This window comes from Microbacterium sp. P26 (genome assembly GCF_023712585.1).
GTDB lineage: Bacteria > Actinomycetota > Actinomycetes > Actinomycetales > Microbacteriaceae > Microbacterium > Microbacterium algihabitans_A.
The window spans coordinates 131,164-149,117 of sequence record NZ_JAMAXZ010000008.1 but is presented as its reverse complement, the minus strand read 5'-3'; the positions used below and the strand labels follow the sequence as shown (position 1 = coordinate 149,117).

Annotated in this window: 20 protein-coding genes; 4 read left to right on the top strand and 16 right to left on the bottom strand. The window is 70.6% G+C overall.

Features of this window, described 5'->3' with window-relative positions:
- Positions 1-54: 54 nt before the first annotated feature.
- From M3667_RS15095 to M3667_RS15050, 10 genes are read right to left on the bottom strand one after another with little or no spacing between them, the layout of a single operon-like run.
- A complete protein-coding gene (locus tag M3667_RS15095; protein WP_251509224.1) occupies positions 55-1,224 on the bottom strand; it encodes an N-acetylglucosamine-6-phosphate deacetylase in 1,170 nt (389 codons plus the stop codon).
- A complete protein-coding gene (locus tag M3667_RS15090) occupies positions 1,221-2,171 on the bottom strand; it encodes a DUF4862 family protein (RefSeq protein ID WP_251509223.1) in 951 nt (316 codons plus the stop codon). The genes M3667_RS15095 and M3667_RS15090 overlap by 4 nt, the downstream gene beginning before the upstream one ends.
- The gene (nagB, locus tag M3667_RS15085) at positions 2,168-2,944 is read right to left on the bottom strand and encodes a glucosamine-6-phosphate deaminase (RefSeq protein WP_251509222.1); all 777 of its coding nucleotides are present in this window, start codon (positions 2,942-2,944) and stop codon (positions 2,168-2,170) included. Before nagB ends, M3667_RS15090 begins: the two co-directional genes overlap by 4 nt.
- Positions 2,944-3,624, bottom strand: coding sequence for an N-acetylmannosamine-6-phosphate 2-epimerase (locus M3667_RS15080; protein ID WP_251509221.1), 681 nt, complete (start codon positions 3,622-3,624; stop codon positions 2,944-2,946). Before M3667_RS15080 ends, nagB begins: the two co-directional genes overlap by 1 nt.
- Positions 3,621-4,553 carry an ROK family protein gene (locus M3667_RS15075; protein ID WP_251509220.1) on the bottom strand — a complete coding sequence of 311 codons (933 nt, stop codon included), beginning with the start codon at positions 4,551-4,553 and terminating at the stop codon, positions 3,621-3,623. Before M3667_RS15075 ends, M3667_RS15080 begins: the two co-directional genes overlap by 4 nt.
- Positions 4,554-4,564: 11 nt before the next feature.
- Entirely contained in the window at positions 4,565-5,512 is a 948-nt protein-coding gene (locus M3667_RS15070) for a dihydrodipicolinate synthase family protein (RefSeq protein ID WP_251509219.1), read from the bottom strand.
- A gap of 22 nt (positions 5,513-5,534) precedes the next feature.
- Positions 5,535-6,326: an ABC transporter ATP-binding protein gene (locus M3667_RS15065; RefSeq protein WP_251509218.1), complete on the bottom strand. Its 792-nt coding sequence runs from the start codon at positions 6,324-6,326 to the stop codon at positions 5,535-5,537.
- Positions 6,323-8,359 carry a dipeptide/oligopeptide/nickel ABC transporter permease/ATP-binding protein gene (locus tag M3667_RS15060; protein ID WP_251509216.1) on the bottom strand — a complete coding sequence of 679 codons (2,037 nt, stop codon included), beginning with the start codon at positions 8,357-8,359 and terminating at the stop codon, positions 6,323-6,325. The genes M3667_RS15065 and M3667_RS15060 overlap by 4 nt, the downstream gene beginning before the upstream one ends.
- Positions 8,360-8,363: 4 nt before the next feature.
- The gene (locus tag M3667_RS15055) at positions 8,364-9,320 is read right to left on the bottom strand and encodes an ABC transporter permease (protein WP_251509215.1); all 957 of its coding nucleotides are present in this window, start codon (positions 9,318-9,320) and stop codon (positions 8,364-8,366) included.
- Positions 9,321-9,376: 56 nt separating this feature from the next.
- A complete protein-coding gene (locus M3667_RS15050) occupies positions 9,377-10,975 on the bottom strand; it encodes an ABC transporter substrate-binding protein (protein WP_251509214.1) in 1,599 nt (532 codons plus the stop codon).
- Positions 10,976-11,143: 168 nt separating this feature from the next.
- On the opposite strand from M3667_RS15050, the gene M3667_RS15045 reads away from it, so the two are divergent.
- The gene (locus M3667_RS15045; RefSeq protein ID WP_251509213.1) at positions 11,144-11,839 is read left to right on the top strand and encodes a FadR/GntR family transcriptional regulator; all 696 of its coding nucleotides are present in this window, start codon (positions 11,144-11,146) and stop codon (positions 11,837-11,839) included.
- Between the two features lie 5 nt (positions 11,840-11,844).
- On the opposite strand, the gene M3667_RS15040 is transcribed toward M3667_RS15045, so the two are convergent.
- The 4 genes from M3667_RS15040 to M3667_RS15025 all read right to left on the bottom strand — a co-directional run bounded on the left by M3667_RS15040 (position 11,845) and on the right by M3667_RS15025 (position 13,959).
- Complete coding sequence (locus M3667_RS15040; protein WP_251509212.1) at positions 11,845-12,390, bottom strand: cysteine hydrolase family protein; 546 nt, start codon at positions 12,388-12,390, stop codon at positions 11,845-11,847.
- A 3-nt stretch (positions 12,391-12,393) separates the two neighbouring features.
- Positions 12,394-12,789, bottom strand: coding sequence for a hypothetical protein (locus M3667_RS15035; RefSeq protein WP_251509209.1), 396 nt, complete (start codon positions 12,787-12,789; stop codon positions 12,394-12,396).
- A 69-nt stretch (positions 12,790-12,858) separates the two neighbouring features.
- Complete coding sequence (locus M3667_RS15030; protein WP_251509207.1) at positions 12,859-13,269, bottom strand: MFS transporter permease; 411 nt, start codon at positions 13,267-13,269, stop codon at positions 12,859-12,861.
- A gap of 201 nt (positions 13,270-13,470) precedes the next feature.
- Positions 13,471-13,959, bottom strand: coding sequence for an Asp23/Gls24 family envelope stress response protein (locus tag M3667_RS15025; RefSeq protein ID WP_251509205.1), 489 nt, complete (start codon positions 13,957-13,959; stop codon positions 13,471-13,473).
- A gap of 317 nt (positions 13,960-14,276) precedes the next feature.
- Here M3667_RS15025 and aqpZ point away from each other — a divergent pair, with 317 nt between their 5' ends.
- Both aqpZ and M3667_RS15015 read left to right on the top strand, forming a co-directional pair.
- On the top strand, positions 14,277-15,095 hold the full coding sequence (gene aqpZ, locus M3667_RS15020) for an aquaporin Z (protein ID WP_251509203.1): 819 nt from the start codon (positions 14,277-14,279) through the stop codon (positions 15,093-15,095).
- A 126-nt stretch (positions 15,096-15,221) separates the two neighbouring features.
- A complete protein-coding gene (locus M3667_RS15015; protein WP_251509201.1) occupies positions 15,222-15,935 on the top strand; it encodes a TetR/AcrR family transcriptional regulator C-terminal domain-containing protein in 714 nt (237 codons plus the stop codon).
- 3 nt (positions 15,936-15,938) lie between these two features.
- Here the strand turns inward: M3667_RS15015 and M3667_RS15010 are convergent, their stop codons facing one another.
- Both M3667_RS15010 and M3667_RS15005 read right to left on the bottom strand, forming a co-directional pair.
- Entirely contained in the window at positions 15,939-16,700 is a 762-nt protein-coding gene (locus M3667_RS15010) for an SDR family NAD(P)-dependent oxidoreductase (RefSeq protein WP_251509199.1), read from the bottom strand.
- 183 nt (positions 16,701-16,883) lie between these two features.
- A complete protein-coding gene (locus tag M3667_RS15005; RefSeq protein WP_251509197.1) occupies positions 16,884-17,246 on the bottom strand; it encodes a hypothetical protein in 363 nt (120 codons plus the stop codon).
- A 121-nt stretch (positions 17,247-17,367) separates the two neighbouring features.
- Here M3667_RS15005 and M3667_RS15000 point away from each other — a divergent pair, with 121 nt between their 5' ends.
- Entirely contained in the window at positions 17,368-17,946 is a 579-nt protein-coding gene (locus tag M3667_RS15000) for a YdeI family protein (RefSeq protein ID WP_251509195.1), read from the top strand.
- Positions 17,947-17,954: the final 8 nt, after the last annotated feature.

The window sequence follows — 17,954 nt, the reverse complement described above, 5'->3', positions numbered from 1 at the left end:
CGTACGCGGATCGCCCCCGGCCGAGTGGGGGGCGATCCGCTCGCGGAGGGTGGGTCAGGCGATGCGGATGCCGTCGCGCCAGACCGCGGTGGGCTCGAGCAGCGCGTTCCAGAGCACGACGTCGCCGCGGCAGCCGGGCTGCAGCCGGCCGAGGTCGGATCGCCCGACGGCCCGGGCCGGAACGAGCGTCGCCGCCGCGACCGCGTCGGTGAGCGGGACCCCGGATGCCACGACGGTGCGCACGGCACGATCGAGTGTGAGGGTGGAACCTGCGATGGTGTCGGTCTCGCGCAGACGCGCGACCCCGTCGCAGACGATCACCGCGAGGTCGCCGAGCCGGTAGTCGCCGTCGGGCGATCCAGCAGCCGCCATGGCATCGCTCACGAGCGCGATGCGCCCCGGAGCCGCTCGGAAGAGCGGCGCGAACAGCTCGGGCGCGACGTGCGTTCCGTCGGCGATGAGCTCCAGGGTGACGACGTCGTCGGCGAGGGCTGCACCGACCGGCCCCGGCGCTCGATGGTGCAGCGGCGGCATGGCGTTGAACGCGTGGGTGAGCAGAGAGGCTCCGGCCGCGATCGCCGCGCGGGTCGTGGCCGCATCGGCACCCGTGTGCCCCATCGCGACACGCACCCCCGCGCCGACCAACTCGCGAATGAGCTCGAGCGCTCCCGGCAGCTCAGGGGCGATGGTCACCTGCACGAGGTCGCCGGCGGATGTCAGGCGCTCGACGTCGAGCGATGACGGATGCCTCAGTGTCCAGGGGGCGTGAGCGCCACGATGATCGACGTCGAGGCAGGGGCCCTCGAGATGAATGCCGAGGAGCCCCGGTCGGTCATCGGCTGCGACCCTCAGGGCGCGCATCGTCCGCTCCAGCGCGGACGGCGCAGCACTCACGAGCGAGGCCACCAGTCGCGTCACCCCGTGACGGGCGTGCACCCCGATGATGCGATCGACCGCAGCGGCGGCATCCGGATCATCGAAGGAGGCCCCGCCCCCGCCGTGGTTGTGGATGTCGACGAGACCCGCGGTCAGGAGCGCCCCGGGACCGACGAGGGCCTCCGCATCCACCACGTCGGCGTCGACGGGGGCGGCGCGGGGCGCGTCGCCCTCCCCCACCTCGCGGACGACGCCGTCGCCGATGTGCACCCAGCCGCGCGGGGTCTCGCGGACGACGACGCCGCCGGCGCCCGTGATCACGCGGGCGCCGTGGATGAGCAGATTCACGCTCCGGCGCGCGCGGGGGCGGTGACGGATGCCGCGGCGCTGCGCAGGACGTCGAGGTTGTCGCGCACGGTGGTCAGGACGTCGGCGGCCGAGACGTCGCCGGGGCGACGACTCACCTTCAGACCCCATCTGCCGACGTCTCCCGCCGCCTCGAGCGCCCGGGCGGCGGTCTCGCGATCGAGCAGTGAGCCCGAGCCCGGATCGGTCTCGGCGAACGGAAGGTGCGCATCACTCCAGGCCTCGCCGTAGGGTCCTGCGACGGCACTTGCTCCCGACAGGGCGAGTCCTCGGAGCATTCCCGATGCGTGCGCCCGGGCGATCTGGGCGGTCGCCTCGGCGGCGTCGCGCGTCTCGATCACGGAGCGGCCCCAGTTCATCCACATCCCCACCGGAGTTCCTGAGGCGCGAATGGCCCCGATCTCGGCATCCAGCGGCAGGAAGCCCTTCTCGAAGGGGTGCGAAGCGATCACCGCGTCGCAGTGCTCGATCCGCAGGTCTGCGCCCGCAAAATCCCACGAGGCGAGTTCGTCCAGCGAGGAACCGAGTCGGTCCGCGGAGCCGGAGCCGCGCGGCGCCGAGTGCAGCAGCACCGTCAAGACCCGCGCGCTGCTGTGCTCCGCCAGCCGGTGCACGTCGTCACGCAGTCCGCGCAGATCATCGAGGGCAGCGCGGCGCCCGCCCTCGTCGAGCGACGCCAGCCCGTATCCGGGTGCCTTCTGAGACCGGCCCATCACCCACGGCAGCGGAGTGACGGCCAGCTCGATCGCGGGCAGTTCGCCGAAAAACCACTTGTCGTCGTGCGGATGGACACCGCCGAGCCATGGCACCTCGAGACCGACGACGTCGGGCAGCGCGCACAAGCCGGCCAGCAGCTCGGCCTCGAGACGCGGGTCCCACGTGCGGAAGGCGGGCGAGGCCGCATACGCACTGACGAGGACGGGGGTCATTGGACCAACGACCGGTGAGCGCGGGCGTCTTGGTAGTAGTCGGCCAGCTCGAGCAGCGATGCCGCCGCCTCGTCGACGAAGACCGTGACGTCGGGGTGATGCTGGAGCACGGTACCCGGCCACCGGGCCGAGACTGCGCCCTCGACGAGCTGAGCCACCGCCTGCGACTTCGCCTCGCCGGTCGCCACGAGCACGACGCGGCGCGCCTCGAGGATGGTGCCGAGACCCTGGGTCAGACAGTGGCGGGGGACGGCAGCGAGGTCGTCGGCGAAGAACCTCGCGTTGTCGAGACGCGTCTGCGCCGTCAGGGTCTTCACACGCGTGCGGGACGCGAGTGACGACCCGGGTTCGTTGAAGGCGATGTGGCCGTCGGTGCCGATGCCGAGGATCTGCAGGTCGACACCCCCGGCGTCGCGGATGGCCCCTTCGTACCGGTGGCAGGCGTCGTCGAGGTCGTCGGCGTCGCCGTCGGGTCCGCGCACCGCGGCGGGGTCGATGTCGACGCGGGCGACGAACTCCTCGCGGATCACGGCGTCGTAGCGAGCCGGGTGCCCGGGAGGCAGTCCGACGTACTCGTCGAGGGTGAACGCCCGCGCGCGGGCGAGCGACGTCTCGCCCGCGGCCACCCGCCGCGCGAGCGCCTCGTACACCCGCAGGGGGCTGGAACCGGTGGCCACCCCGAGCACGGCGTCCGGTCGGTCGGCCAGCAGTGCGGCGATCTCGTCGGCGATGAGCTCGCCGATCTCGTCTTCACGCGTGATGACGACTTCCATCAGTTCTCCTTCTCGATCGCCGCGACGAACCACGACGTCAACGTGGACGGGTGGGTGATCGCGGTGCCGACGCAGACCGCGAAGGCCCCCGCGGCCCGAGCGCGCCGGGCGTGGTCGGGGGTGTGGATGCGCCCCTCGGCGACGACGGGTCGCGCGCACGCGCCGACCACCTCGGCGATCAGGTCGATGTCGGGGCCGGTGGTCTTCGGCCGTTCGCCCGAGTAGCCCGCGAGGGTCGTGCCGATGATGTCGGCGCCCGCAGCCTCGGCGGCGATCGCGTCGTCGAGCGAGCCGCAGTCGGCCATCACGAGCACATCGTGCGCGGCCTTGAGCCCGGCGATGGTCTCGGCCAGGGAGCGGCCGTCGGGACGAGCGCGCCGGGTTCCGTCGAGGGCGACGATGTGCGCCCCGGCCTCGGCGACGGCGAGCGCGTGGTCGAGCGTGGGCGTGATGAACACGTCGTCGTCGCCGTCCTTCCACAGACCGACGATCGGAACGCCGACGTCTCGGGTGGCGCGGATGTCGTCGAGTCCCTGCAGGCGCACACCGGCGGCACCGCCGACGACCGCTGCGCGGGCGACCTGCGCCATCGTGCGGGGGTCGCGCATCGGTTCGCCGGGGTAGGCCTGGCAGGACACGATGAGACCGCCCCGCATGGCGTCGAGCAGTTCTGTGCTCATGCCGCCACCGCCACATCAGCCCAGGCCGAGGCGGCGGCCCCGCGCAGGGGAGCGTCGGCGCCGAGTACGCCCCGGTGCACGGGAACACCCGCGAGGGCGTCGATGACCGTCGCGCGGAAGGCGGCCTCCATCGGGTGCCACCACACCGGGCCGATGTCGGCAACACCCCCGGTGACCACGATGACCTCGGGGTCGAGAAGGGTGGCCGCCCCGGCGAGGGCCCGGCCGACCGCCCCGGCAGCGTCGGCGATGGCCCGCCCGGCGGTGAGGTCATCGGCCGCCCGAGCGGCGACGGCTCGGGTGTCGACGACGGCGGGGTCTCCCCCGAGCCAGCGATAATGCCGGAGCAGGCCGAGTCCTCCCCCGATCGCCTCGAGATGCCCCATCCGCCCGCAGGGGCAGCGGAGGTGTTCGGCTCCCGGGACGGGCATGTGTGCGATCTCACCCGCGACGTGATGCGCCCCGCGCCAGGGTCGGCCCTCGACGATGAGGCCTCCCCCGACGCCCGTGCCGACGGCGACCGTCAGCAGGCTCGACGCGCCGCGGCCGGCACCGCAGAGGTACTCGCCGAGCGCATGCGCATCGACGTCGTTCTGCACCGTGATCGGCGCGGAGCCCGCGAGGTGCTCTCCCAGACCAGCGCGCACGGCGGCACCCAACGGCATCCCGATCCAGCCCCGGAGGGTGTCGGTGGCCGAGACAATCGTGCCCGTCGACGTGTCGACGACGCCGGCGGTCGCGACCCCCACCCCGCGTAACGAGGCACCGTGGCGCTCGACGAGCGAGGTCGTCAGCGCGGCCACGAGGTCGACGATCGCGGCTCCGCCGATGCGGCCGGGCGTCGACGCCGTCACCCGGTCGACGATGGTCTCCGACGCGTCGACCAGGGCGACCGTCGTCTTGGTGCCTCCGATATCGACGGCGGCCACGGCATCCGCCATCACGCCACCGAGACGGGGAGGAGTCCTACGCGGGCGAGGACGTCGCGGACGGACGCCACGGCGTCGGCGCCGAGACTCTCCACCGTGTCCGCCATGGCGGCGTCGTCGATGAGACCGCGCGCGGCCATCGCCGCTTTGAAGGCTCCGACACCCGTGGCGTCGCCCGAGAGCCCCCGGGGCTGGAACACGATGTCGAAGATGCGGTTCAGGCGCTCCTGCTCGGCGCGCGCCGCCTCCCAGTCGCCGCGTTCGGCGGCCTCCCACAGGCGGACGTAGCCCGCGGCCTCGACGTTGGCGAGGCCCGGAACGACGCCGTCGGCCCCGGCGAGGGCCATCGCGTCGACGACGACCTCGTGCCCGGTGAGCAGCTGCAGGGGTCGCCCGGCCTCGAGGTTGGCCGCCACCAGACGGCGGAAGCCCACGTCATCGCCCGAGGAATCCTTGACCCCGTGCACGACGCCGTCGGCAGCCAACTCGAGCAGCAGCGCGAGCGGCAGCTTGGTGTGCACGCGGACCGGGACGTCGTAGGCCCAGAGGGGCGCGTCGATGTTGGCGGCGACCGCGCGGAAATGGCGGGCGATCTCAGCCGGGGAGTTGAGCGTGTACAGCGGCGCGGTGGTGACGATCGCGTCTACGCCCTCGGCGGTGAGCCGACGGGCGGTCTCGGCGATACGCGGGGCGGTCAGCTCGATCGCCCCGGCGATGATCGGCACACGACCCCCCGTGGCACTGATGATCGTGCGGACGATCTCGACGCGCTGCGCATCGGTGAAGTAGGCGGTCTCACCAGTGGAGCCGAGAGCGAACAGCCCCCGCACACCGGAGGTGATGAGGTGATCGACCAGCCGCTCGAGCGAGGCGTGATCGATGGAGCGGTCGGCGCGCAGCGGCGTGGCGACGGGCGGGATGACGCCCGAGAAACGGGCGGTCGAGGGCAGGTGGTTCATGAGGGGATCCGTGTTTCTGTGGTCAGGCGAGCAGCGAGGGCGCGGCGCCCAGGAGCGAGCGGGTGTAGGGGTCGGCGGGGGCGTCGAAGACGTCGGCGGCGGCGCCGAACTCGACGACGCGGCCCTTGTGCATGACGGCGATCTCGTCGGAGAGATAGCGCACCGTCTGGATGTCGTGCGAGATGAAGACCATGCCCAGGCCCAGGTCGCGCTTGAGGTCGGTCAGCAGGTTGAGGATCTGCGCACGCACCGAGACGTCGAGGGCCGAGGTGGGCTCGTCGGCGACGATCACCTGCGGGTCGAGGGCGAGGGCGCGGGCGATCGCGACGCGCTGCCGCTGCCCGCCGGAGAGCTGACCGGGCAGGGCGTCGAGGGCCGAGGTGGGCAGCCCCACCAGCCCGATCAGCTCCGCCACGCGCTTCTGGCGCTCGCGCGGGCTGCCGATCCGGTGAACCTGCATCGGGTCGAGAAGCGCATCGCGCACGGTCATGCGCGCATTCAGCGCCGTAGCGGGGTCTTGGAAGACCACCGACAGGATGCCGCCGAGCTCACGACGCACCCGGGTGGAGAAGTCGCGCACGGGGCGACCGGCGAACACCACCTCGCCCGAGGTGGGCTTCTCGAGGCCGATCAGCACCTTGGCCGCGGTGGACTTGCCCGACCCCGACTCCCCGACGATGCCGAGGGTCGACCCGCGGCGAACAGCGAGGGAGACCCCGGCGAGGGCATCGACGTAGCTCTTGCGGAACAATCCCGACTGCCGGGTCGCGAAGCGCACGTGCACGTCTCTCAGTTCGATGACGGGATCGGTCATCTCACACCTCCTACGGGGGCGACGGGCGCATCGTCGGGATGCGCGGCGTAGTAATGGTCGGTTCCATCGACGCGTCGGCGCACCGGAGCGACGCCGCGTCCGCGCTGGGGGTTCGACGACCGCGGGGCGAAGCGATCGCCCTTCGGGAAGTCGCGCGGCGAAGGCACGGTTCCCGGCACCTGATGCAGGCGGTCCGACCCCGACTCGATCGACAGGACGGCCCCCAGCAGCCCGCGCGTGTACTCGTGCAGCGGCTGCACGAGCAGATCGTGCGTGGGCGCCTGTTCGACGACCTGGCCCGCGTACATGACGGTGATCCGGTGCGCGAGCTCGGCCACGAGGGCGAGATCGTGCGAGACGAACACCATCGCGAAGCCGAGCTCTTCTCGGAGGCTGTTGAGGAGATCGACCACCTGCGCCTGCACCGTGACGTCGAGAGCCGTCGTCGGCTCGTCGGCGATCACCAGACGCGGATTGCGGGTGAGCGCCATCGCGATGAGCACGCGCTGACGCTGACCGCCCGAGAGCTCGTGCGGGTACGACGCGAGCGTGCGCTCGGGATCGAGACCGACCAGCCGCAGCAGATCTTCGGCGCTGCGGGTGCCGCCGCGCGAGGTGAGCTGCTTCATCTGCGAACGGATGAGCATCGCCGGGTTCAACGAGCTGAGCGCGTCCTGGTAGATCATCGCGATGTCGTGGCCACGCAGCGCTTTGCGTTCGGCCGGAGACATCGTCAACAGATCCTTGCCGTCGAAGAGGATCTGACCGGAGATCCGCGCCCGCGGGTCGAGCAGGCCCATGATCGCGAGCGAGGTGATCGACTTGCCGCAGCCCGACTCTCCCACCAGGGCCATCGTCTCGCCCGGCCGGACGGTGAACGACACGTCGTCGACCACGTCGACGTCACCGTGGCGGGGGAACCCGATCGACAGGTTGCGCACCTCCAGTAGGGGCGCAGCGTCGGAGTGGAAGGGCATCCGCTCGCCGCGCTCGAGCTCTCGCTCGCGCAGGTCGTCGAGCCGGCGGTCGAGTGCGGCCGTCGCCGCGAGGGAGGTGGTGGCCGCGACCCTTTCCTCGAGCGGATCGACGGGCTCCGCCTCGACGTCGTCGGGGCCGGGGGCCTCGGCCTTCTCGAGGTCGGTCGTCGCTTCGTCGGTGGAGGCGGCATCGGTGGTCATCTTGCGCGCCTTGGGCGAGACCATGGCATCCGTCAGTCCCTCGGACACGATGTTGAGGCAGAGCACCGTCAGCATGATCAGGATGCCGGGGAAGAACGTCGCCCACCATGCGCCCGCCATCAGCAGGTTGCGGCCGGCGGCGATCACGTTGCCCCACGAGGGCTCGGGGTCGGGCACGCCCGCCTGCAGGAACGACAGCGACGCCTCGAAGACGATCGCGTCGGCCACGAGGACGGTCGCGAACACGAGCACGGGCGCCAGAGTGTTGCGGGCGACGTGCTTGACGATGATGCGGGGCGTCGAGGACCCGATCACCCGGACGGCCGACACGTAGTCCTCGCCGTACTGGTCGAGGATGTTCGCGCGCACGATACGCGTCAGCTGCGGCACGTACAGGAAGGCGATCGTCAGGATCAGCACGGGGAGCGAGCGACCGAACACGGCCACGAACACCGCGGCGAGCGCGATGCCCGGGAACGACATGATGACGTCCATGACGCGCATCAGCGTCTCGGCGATGAGGCGGGGAGCGGTCGCGGCGATCGTGCCGAGCACCGCCGCAGCGACGAGAGCCGCGATGGTGGCGCCCAGTCCGATCGAGAGCGAGTAGCGCGCGCCGTAGACCAGGCGCGAGAAGATGTCTCGGCCCTGGCGGTCGGTGCCGAAGAAGTGCTCCGGCCCGGGCGGCTGCACCGCCGGCCCCGAAGCGAGCGGGTCGTAGGGCGCCACGAGGGGCGCGAAGACGGCCACCAGCGCGACGACCGCGATGACGGCGAGACAGATGCTGGTGCCGATCGGGAGGCGGCCGAACCGCAGCCCGGGGAGCGAAAGTCGCTCGGTCAATGTGCGTCGCATGGTGTTACACCGCCCGGATTCGGGGATTGATGAGGACGTAGAGCAGGTCGACGACGATGTTGATGACGACGAACGCCAGCGCGACGGCCAGGGTCACGCCCTGGACGAGGTTCGGCTCGTTGTTGGTCACGCCGTTGAGGATGAGGGTTCCCATGCCGGGGATCGCGAAGATGACCTCGATCACCACGGCCCCGCCGAGCAGGTAGCCGATGCGCAGGCCCAGCACGGTCACGGGGGTGATCAGCGCGTTACGCAGGACGTTCCGCGCGACCACGATGACGCGCGGGATTCCGGCGCCGAGCGCGGTGCGGACGTAGTCACGGTCGAGTTCTTCGACCATCGAGGTGCGGACGACGCGCGAGAGCTGTCCGATGACGGGGATCGCCAGAGCGACCGCCGGCAGCGTCATACGGGCGATCCACCCCCCGGGATCGTCGAAGAAGTTCGGAAGGGGACCGGATGCCGGCAGCAGACGCAACTGCAGGGTGAACAGCTGGATCATGAGAATGGCGAGCCAGAACGACGGTGTGGACAGGGCCGAGACGCTGATCACGCGGATCAGCTGGTCGGGCCACCGGTCGCGGTAGACGGCTGCGAGCACCCCGAGCACGAACGCCAGCACGACGGCGATGGCGAGGCCGAAGAACGTCAGCGACAACGTCACGGGGAAGGCACGGGCCACCTCGTCGCCTACGGGCAGCGATCGCGCGGAGTACGTGCCGAGGTCTCCGCGCAGAAGTCCGAGCAGGAAGGCGACGTACCGCACGAACAGCGGGTCGTTGAGACCATTGGCGTCGCGGTACGCCTCGAGGGCGTCCGGGGAGGCGGTCTCACCCAGAGCGTTGCGCGCGGGGTCGACCGGGGAGAAGGACATCACGAAGAAGACGAGGAACGTGATGCCGAGGATCATCAGCGGCAGTTGCAGCAGCCGGCGGCCGATGAGGCGGAGCGTGTGCGACACGGACCGCTCCTTCCTGAGCGGGTGGGGCGGGGGCGCGCGGCGCGCCCCCGCCGGGATTACTGGGCGGCGACGCCCACGTCGAGGAACGACAGGCCGGTCGTGGGGACCGGCTGGAAGCCGACGAGCTGCTGGCCGTTCCAGGCCGTGGGCAGCTTGCGGTGGAACAGCGGGTAGAGCACGGCCTGGTCGGCGAGCAGGTCGAACGCCTTGTTCCACGTCTGCTGCTGCTCGTCGCCGGTCTGCTGCACGGCCTGGTCGAGAAGGCCCTGGAGCTCGGCGTATTCGGGCTGGTCGGCGAAGTGCGTGCGCTTCTGCGTCCACACGTTGGCGCCGTACCACCAGTTCATGAGCAGGTCGGGGTCGTTGCCGAAGACCGAGGGGTCGCCGGGCGCGATCATGGCGGTGTACTCGCCCGCGTCGACCTTCGCGTACTGCGCGGAGGACTGACCGATGTCGAGCGTGACGTTCACGCCCACGGCATCCAGAGACTCCTTGATCAGGGGCGCGACCTCCTTGACCCAGCCGGTGTCGGTCGACAGCAGGGTGATCGAGAGGTTCTGAGCGCCGGCCTCGGCGAGCAGCTCCTTCGCCTTGTCGGGGTCGTAGGAGTAGACGGTCGAGGCCTCGTGGTAGTTCGCGTACCCCTCGGGCAGGAACGAGGTCGCTGCGGTGGCGTTGCCGAGCATGCCGGTCGAGATGATCTTGTCCATGTCGAGGGCGTAGTGGAACGCCTGACGCACGCGCACGTCGTCGAACGGTGCCGCTTGCGTGTTGAACATCATGAACAACAGGCCGAACGACTGGACGCTCTCGACGTCAGCGGTGGATGCCAGGCCGTCCGCGTCGATGTAGGGCACGTCTTCCATCGCCTGGATCGTGCCGGACGACATGGCCGTCACGCGCGCGGCGGAGTCGGAGAGCAGGTTCCAGTTCATGCCGACGGCCTTGGCAGGCCGCGGGCCGTTGTAGCCGTCGTACTTCGCGAAGACGATCTTGTCTTCGGGAACGGCCGAGACCAGCGAGTACGGGCCCGAACCGACAGGGGTCTTGCCGAACGCCTCGGCACCCTCGCTCTCGACGAGCGCCTTCGGCACGATCTTGACGATGCCGAGACGCTCGTTCAGCAGCGAGAACGGGTACTTGGTGGTGATCTCGACCGTGTCGGCGTCGATTGCGGTCACCGACTGGATGAAATCGACGTACGAGGTGAACAGCGATCCGTTCGCCGGGTCGAGCACCCGCTGGTAGCTGAAGACGACATCGTCGGCCGTGACGGGCTCACCGTTCTGGAACGTCGCGCCCTCGCGCAGGTCGATGTCGTAGGTCGTGTCGTCCTTCTGCACGGGCAGGTCGGCGGCGAGCGCGGCGTAGGGCTGCTTGGTGACCGGATCGAGGTCGACCAGGCCCTCGAAGATATGCCAGTTGGCGGCGACCGTGACGGCGCCCGAGGCGACCATCGGGTCGAAGCTGCCGTTGAGCGAGTACGAGATGCCGGCCTCGATGGTGGCGTTCGGGTCGATCGGGGCATCGGTCGCAGTGTCGGCGGCCGTGGTGCCGCCCGCGCCGCACCCGGCGAGCGCGACACTGGCCACGACGGCGCCGGCGAGCAGCGCGGTCGCCCGGTGCGTGCGTCGGCGCAGGGGGTTTCGGAACATGATCACTCCTGTGTGGATGGTTCGAGCGTCGAGAGGACATCTGACGTCTGACGCACTATACTCACGAACGTCGGCGAAACACAAAGCCGAAACCGAAGCCGCTCTCGGGCGGTGCATTTCAGGGGGATGGAGCACCGAATGGTCATGGCTGACCGAAACGCGTCGCGCATGCGCAGGTCCACGACAGCGGATCAGATCAAGCAGCTGATCCTCACCCGCGACCTCAAGCCGGGCGATCTCCTGCCGACGGAAGCGGAACTGTGCGAGACGCTCGGCGTCTCACGCTCGTCCGTCCGCGAGGCGATGCGCACTCTCGCGACGCTCGACATCGTCGAGGTGCGCTACGGTCACGGCACCTTCGTCGGAGGCATGTCACTCGACCCCATGGTCGAGGCTCTGGTCTTCCGCGGGGTGCTCTCGCCCGACGGCTCGATGGAGGCCCTGCGCGAGGTCGTCGAGGTGCGCGTCGCCCTCGACCTCGCCCTCGCCGATCTCGTCGTCGCGCGAACCCACGCGGGAGAGGCGGATGCAGACGCCCTTCGGGCGCTGGTCGCCGAGATGGTGCAGCGCGCCGAGCGCGGCGAGCGCTTCCTCGAGGCGGACCGCGCTTTCCACACGAAGCTCTTCGCCGCCACGGGCAACCGCCTGGCCGAGCAGCTCGTGGGGGCCTTCTGGGACGTGCACACCGCGGTCATCCCGCTGCTGGAGATCCCGATGCCCGACGACATCCGGCAGACGGCCGTCGCGCACGGGGAAATGCTCGACGCCGCGCTCGCCGGTGACGTCGAGGCCTATCGCCGCGCGGTCGTGGCCCACTACGAACCGCTCCAGCGCTCGCTCGCTGCGGAGGCTTCTCGACGCTGAGCGTCTCACGCAGCCGCAACGACCTCCGCGCTCGTCACGATCGTCGCCCCAGCGCCCTCCAGCGCGGCGAGGAAAGCCGCGTGCACGGTCGCTCCGTCGACGTCGGTTCCGCCGTACGACAGGTCGGGTGCGGCGCACGCGTCGGCCACCACCGACACGTCGTAGCCGAGGTCGATGGCGGCGCGGACCGTGGCATCCACGCACATGCTCGTCATCATGCCGACCACGAGCAGGGGGTGTTCGCCCAGCCCCCGCAGCTGGTCGTGCAGGTCGGTGCCGACGAAGGAGTTGGGGGCGTGCTTGACGATCACGGTTTCTTCGCCGATCGGGGCGACGCGCTCGTCGATCTCGGCGCCGGGCGTGCCGACCTCGAGGAAGCCGCCGCCCGCGGGGTTTTCGTGGCGCACGTGGATCACGGGGTCGCCCTGGTCGCGCTGGTGCGCGAGCACCGCGGAGGCCGCTTCGGCCGCGGCATCCGGGCCGATGAGAGGATGCCGACCACCGGGGAAGTAGTCGCGCTGGATGTCGATGATGACGAGCACGGGGTTCATGGGTCACGCCTCTCCGCGCCGATGCGGCGCGTCGTCCAGTCGACCACCCGCGCCGGGGAGCGTCAATCCGTCGTCATGTGACTCGGGCCTCTGCGCCAGCGACGCGCGGCGGGTGACAGTGGCATTGTGCATGGCGATGGCGAGGAAGGCGGGCGCGAACGCCACCACCATGGGGATCGCCGCCCAGTAACCCATGACCGGCCGGAGGAACGCCGTCACCGTGAAGATGATCGTGCCGAGCCCCAGGAACCGAAAGAGAAAACTCATCCCGCGCCCATGACGGGGGTTGCGGTTCCAGGGGATCTTCTCGTCCGGAGCCGCCAGGATCACGACGAGCACCGATGCGAGCCACAGGGTGGCCCCCACGAGCAGGAGCGTGATCGGCAGGGCTTCGGTCATCACCCCAGGCAACCCGCCCCCGCGCCGAACCGCAACCGTCCCCGACCCATTCGCGCAGCCCTGTCCCGCTTACGAGGGCAGCAGCCCCGACAGCCGGCCCCACAGGTCGCCGATGATCGGACCGATGTCGGCGGCGCGATCGGCCGAGCCGACCGCCACGGCTACGAGCGGGAACACCGTCACGGCGAGGGCGATCAGCACTGCGAGCACGCTCCACACCCAGGCGGCGGCGGGCCGGCGGCGGGTGAGTGCGAGCAGCAGGGCGCCGGCGACGAGCACCATCCCGAGGAGTGTCACCCCCGTGACGCTCAGCACGGGGAACGGCACGAGCCCCGCCGTACTGGCGGTGGTCGCCGCGAGGAAGCCCGTGAGCGGCAGGAACAGCCCGAGGGCGATCAGCACGACGACGATCGCGCCGACACCCGTGGCGATGTAGACGCCCCGCGGGCGACGGACGAACACCCGGCTCGACGTCTTCACGACAGGCCCCCCTCGCTGCGCGGCGAGCGCGCGGGGCGTGCGGGCGCGGCATCCGGGATCAGAAGCGACGGGAAAGACAGGTCGATCATGTCGAGTCCTTTCGATCGGCGAGGTGGGTGGAGGGTGCGCTGAGCGAACCCGGGAGGAGAAGGGGGCGGATGCCGCGACCTCGCGGCCCGGCGGCACTCCGCCCCCGACGGGTCAGTGGACGCGCGACTCGTCGTCGTCGTCGTGGTCGTCGTCACCGGGCACGTGCACGTCGTCGACCGCGACATCGACCTCGACCACGTCGAGTCCGACGATGCGCCCGATCGATCCGGCGATGCGGGCGCGCACCTGGTCGGCGACCTCCTGGATCTGTGCGCCGTACTCGACGACGATCGTGACGTCGACGGCCGCCTGCGTCTCGCCGACCTCGACCTTGACGCCCTGCGTCAGGTCGGTGGCGTTGACGGCGTCGCGGATCGCGCCGAACGCGCGGGCTCCGCCGCCACCGAGGGCGTACACGCCGGTGACCTCGCGAGCCGCGATGCCCGCGACCTTCGCGACGACGCCGTCGGCGATCGAGGTGGTGCCCTCGGTGCGGGCCTCGGGACCGCGGCCGCCGAGCGGACGGTGGACACGCGAGGCGGCGCGGGGGACGTTGCGCGCAGCGGGGGTGTCGGTCGGGGCGGTGATGTTCTCAGCCATGGCGGTTCCTTTCGAGCATGACGACCCGGGGGATCCGAGGCGCTGAATTCGCTTACACAGAACAGACGTACCGGGCGCCGGATACGTCACGCGGGGGTTGCACGCCGTCGGCAGGTGTGCATCGAGATGAATAGGCTTACGGCGTATATCCCAGTGCTGGCGCGGGGGTCAAGACCACGACCATCCTCCCGTCGGCGGTCATCGTGGTCGTGTGGCGGTGGCGCGCGGAGACGAAATCCGTGCGTGACGAATTCCTGGCTGGCCACGTCCACAACGCGATGCCGGTGCACCGCCGGCCACGGAAGGAGCACCCCGTCATGGGAAAGAAGAAGAACGAAAAACGAAACGAGCCGGTCGCCGTCGAGGATTCGACGGTCGAGCAGCGCGCCCAGCACGCCCCGCAGTGGTCGTCGTCGGCGCGTTACGCCGCCGAGTTCTTCGGAACCTTCCTGCTGGTGCTGGGCGGAGTCGGCGCGGCGTTGTTCGCCGCCAACTTCCCCAGCGCCGACGAGAACCAGGCGGGCGTCGGGTTCCTCGGCGTCGCACTGGCGTTCGGACTCACCCTCGTCGCCGGCATCGCCGCCGTCGGCCACATCTCCGGCGGCCACTTCAACCCGGCCGTGACGCTCGGCCTCCTCATCGCCGGCCGCACCGACGCCCGCCACGTGCCCGGCTATCTGCTCTCACAGGTGCTCGGCGGCATCGTGGCCACGAGCGTGCTCGCGCTCGTGCTCTCGGGCAAAGACGGGGCATTCGCCGCGGCCCAGTCGACCGGCTTCGCCTCGAACGGCTTCGGCGACGGCAGCCCGGGAGGCTACGGCCTGGTCTCCGTCTTCGTCGTCGAGGCGGTGCTGACAGGCGTGTTCGTCGCCGTCATCCTTTCAATCACCGCGAAGAAGGAGTACGTCACCTTCGCCCCCATCGGCATCGGCCTGACGCTCACGCTGATCCACCTCATCAGCATCCCGATCTCGAACACCTCGGTGAACCCGGCGCGCTCGATTGCGACGGCTCTATACGGCGGCGCACTGCCCGTGTCGCAACTGTGGGTGTTCATCGTCGCGCCGATCGTCGGCGCAGCGGTGGCGGGTCTCATCGTGCGCGTGCTCGGGCGACGGGTCGTTCAGGCCGCGTGAGTCGGATGACGACTCTGAACACGGCGGTAGGCTCGGGTCTAGCCCACGGATGCGGCATCGCGCAAGCAGACCCGAACCTGCCCCCTCGACGCGTCACCATGGATACCCACACCATCGGGAAGCCACATGATCCGCCACACACGAGATGTCACCGACTCGGCCACGCCTCGGCTGAGCCGCGAGGCCATCATCGCGTGCGCGCTGGAGCGGATCGACGACGATGGCCTGGGCGGGCTGTCGATGCGCAACCTCGCCAAAGCCTTGGATGTTGAGGCCATGTCGCTGTACCGCTACGTGAACGGTCGCGAAGACCTGCTCGAGGGCGTCGTCGACGTGCTCATGACCGGGCTCACGGCTGCTCTGCGCGATGCGCGCGGCGACAGCTGGCAGCGGTTCCTCCAGGTGACCGCGCACGAGGTGCGCAACGTCGCCGTGGAGCACCCGCGGGCATTCCCGCTGGTCGCGACGCGCCACCCCGCCGCACCCTGGCTGCGGCCGCCGCTGCGCAGTGTTGAGGTGGTCGAGATCTTCCTCGCCTCGCTGATCGACTTCGGCTTCAGCGACCAGCAGGCCGTCGACGCCTACCGCGCGTTCAGCAGCTTCCTGCTGGGGCAGTTGCTGCTCGAGGCCGCCGTGCGCGGTGCCGAGACGGGGCCGGTCGAAGAGGTCATCGACGAGGGAGATGCCGACCTCCCGCAGGGCGACGGCGAGCGCGAGGTCGAAGACCTGCCGCAGGTGATGCGCCTGCGTCCCCTGCTCAGCGAGGATCGCGCCGACGAGGAGTTCGAGGTGGCCCTGGAGTCGCTCCTGGATCGCCTCGACCGGGAGATGTCGCAGTAGCCCTCACGTGCGCAGGTGCGACGCCCCGTTCAGGTCGAGGATCGCCCCCGACGCCCACTGCGAGTGCGACGAACTGAGGTAGACCACGGCATCCGCCACCTCTTCCGGCTCCGCGACGCGGCCGAAAGGGCTCTGCGACCGGATGCCGTCGCCACCTTCGCCCGAGAGCTTCGTCTGCTGCCGGTCGGTGCCGACGAAACCCGGCGCGACCGAGGTGACCGAGATGCCGTGGGGAGCGAGCGCGACCGCGAGCGATTGACCCATCGCGTGGAGTCCCGCCTTGGCGGCTCCGTAGGCGGGGAACTCGGGCTCTCCGCGGAACGCTCCGCGCGAGCCGACGTTGACGATCGCGCCCTCGATACCGCGGCTGATCATCGAACGCGCGACGAGGAAGGCGACGTTCGCGGGGGCCAGCAGGTCGACCGCCACCATGCGCTCCCACACGCGGTGCCACGCGTCGAAGTCGGTCGTTGCGATCGGATGCGACGTCTCGGCGTTCGGCGCAATCGCGGCGTTGTTGACGAGCACGTCGATGCGTCCGAGCCCGGACAACGCCTCATCGACGACCCGCGTGGCCACCGCGGGTTCGGACAGGTCTCCCGCCACGAGCACGTGCCCGTCGCCATGCAGCTGCCCGAGCGTCTCTTCGGCGGCGTCGCGGTCGCTTCCGTAATGGACGGCGACGCGATCACCGCGCCGGCTGAGGGCGACGGCGATGGCACGACCGATTCCGCGCGAGGCGCCGGTCACGAGGGAGTGCTGCATGGGTCCATCGTGCCGGATGCCGGAGAGCGTCCGGGCGGTACCGCGAAACGGCTGCACCACCCGGACTGTCCGGGGCTCCTCCGCCGGGACGATGAACCGGTCGCCTCCGACGTGGATGCCTCACGCTACGACCGTGCCCGGCGGCCGAGGTGGGCTTGACGAGCTCCCCCGACGGGTGCGTGGTCAGGCGCGGGTGAAGCCTTCGAGGTCGGGGTCCCAGAACGCGTCGGGGTTGTCGCCCGCGTCGGGCTGCTCGACGGCGACGGCGGGGGCCTGCGGGAAGCGCTTGTGCTGGCGCAGTTCGTGAGCGGCCCACGAGAAGTCGGGCTCTTCGCCCGACCATTCGTCGTTGGGGGCGCTGAGGACGTCGTTGCCGACACCGATGACCAGCTCGGCCTCTTCGGTCTGACCGCCGTCCGTCACGATCGGGATGCTCACGGCCTCGGCCTGCCCCTCGGCGGCGATCGATGCGGTGAGTTGCACGAGCGCCTCCGCCACGTCATCGGTCGTGGTCACGGTCTCGCCGGCATAGGTCACACATCGCATTCCCTCATGCTCGCCGCTCGCGGGCGCGGCAGGGGGCCGGTTGCCCCGGCGACCGCACTCCGATAGGGCGGTGTCGGAGGTCGGCACTAGGGTCCGATCAGAGGCGGACGAAGGAGAGATCGTGGCCGAGATACCCGAGTTGGTCGTCGACGACGCCGCCGCGTGGCGCGCGTGGCTCGACGCGTACGAGGCCACCAGCGACGGCGTGTGGCTGGTTCTCGCCAAGAAGGGCACCGTCGAGCCGACCACCCTCACCTACGCGCAGGCCCTCGACGAGGCCCTCTGCAGCGGGTGGATCGACGGGCGCAAGCAGTCTCGGGATGCCGCGACCTTCCGCCAGCACTTCACTCCCCGCCGCGCCCGGTCGATGTGGTCGAAGCGCAACGTCGACATCGTCGCCCGACTTGGCGACGAGGGGCGCATGCGACCGCGCGGTGCCGACGAGATCGCCCGTGCGCAGACCGACGGGCGGTGGGAGCGCGCCTACGCGGGTTCCGCCGACATCGAGGTGCCGCCCGAGTTGCAGGAAGCGCTCGACGCCTCCCCCGCGGCGGCCCGTGCGTTCGCCGCGCTGACGAAGGCGGAGCGCTACTCCGTGCTGCACCCGGTCGTCACGGCCGCGACCGCGAAGACGCGGGCCGCGCGCATCGAGAAGCACATCGCGCTGCTCGAGGGCGGGGTCGATCCGCAGCCGAGCTGAGAAGGCCC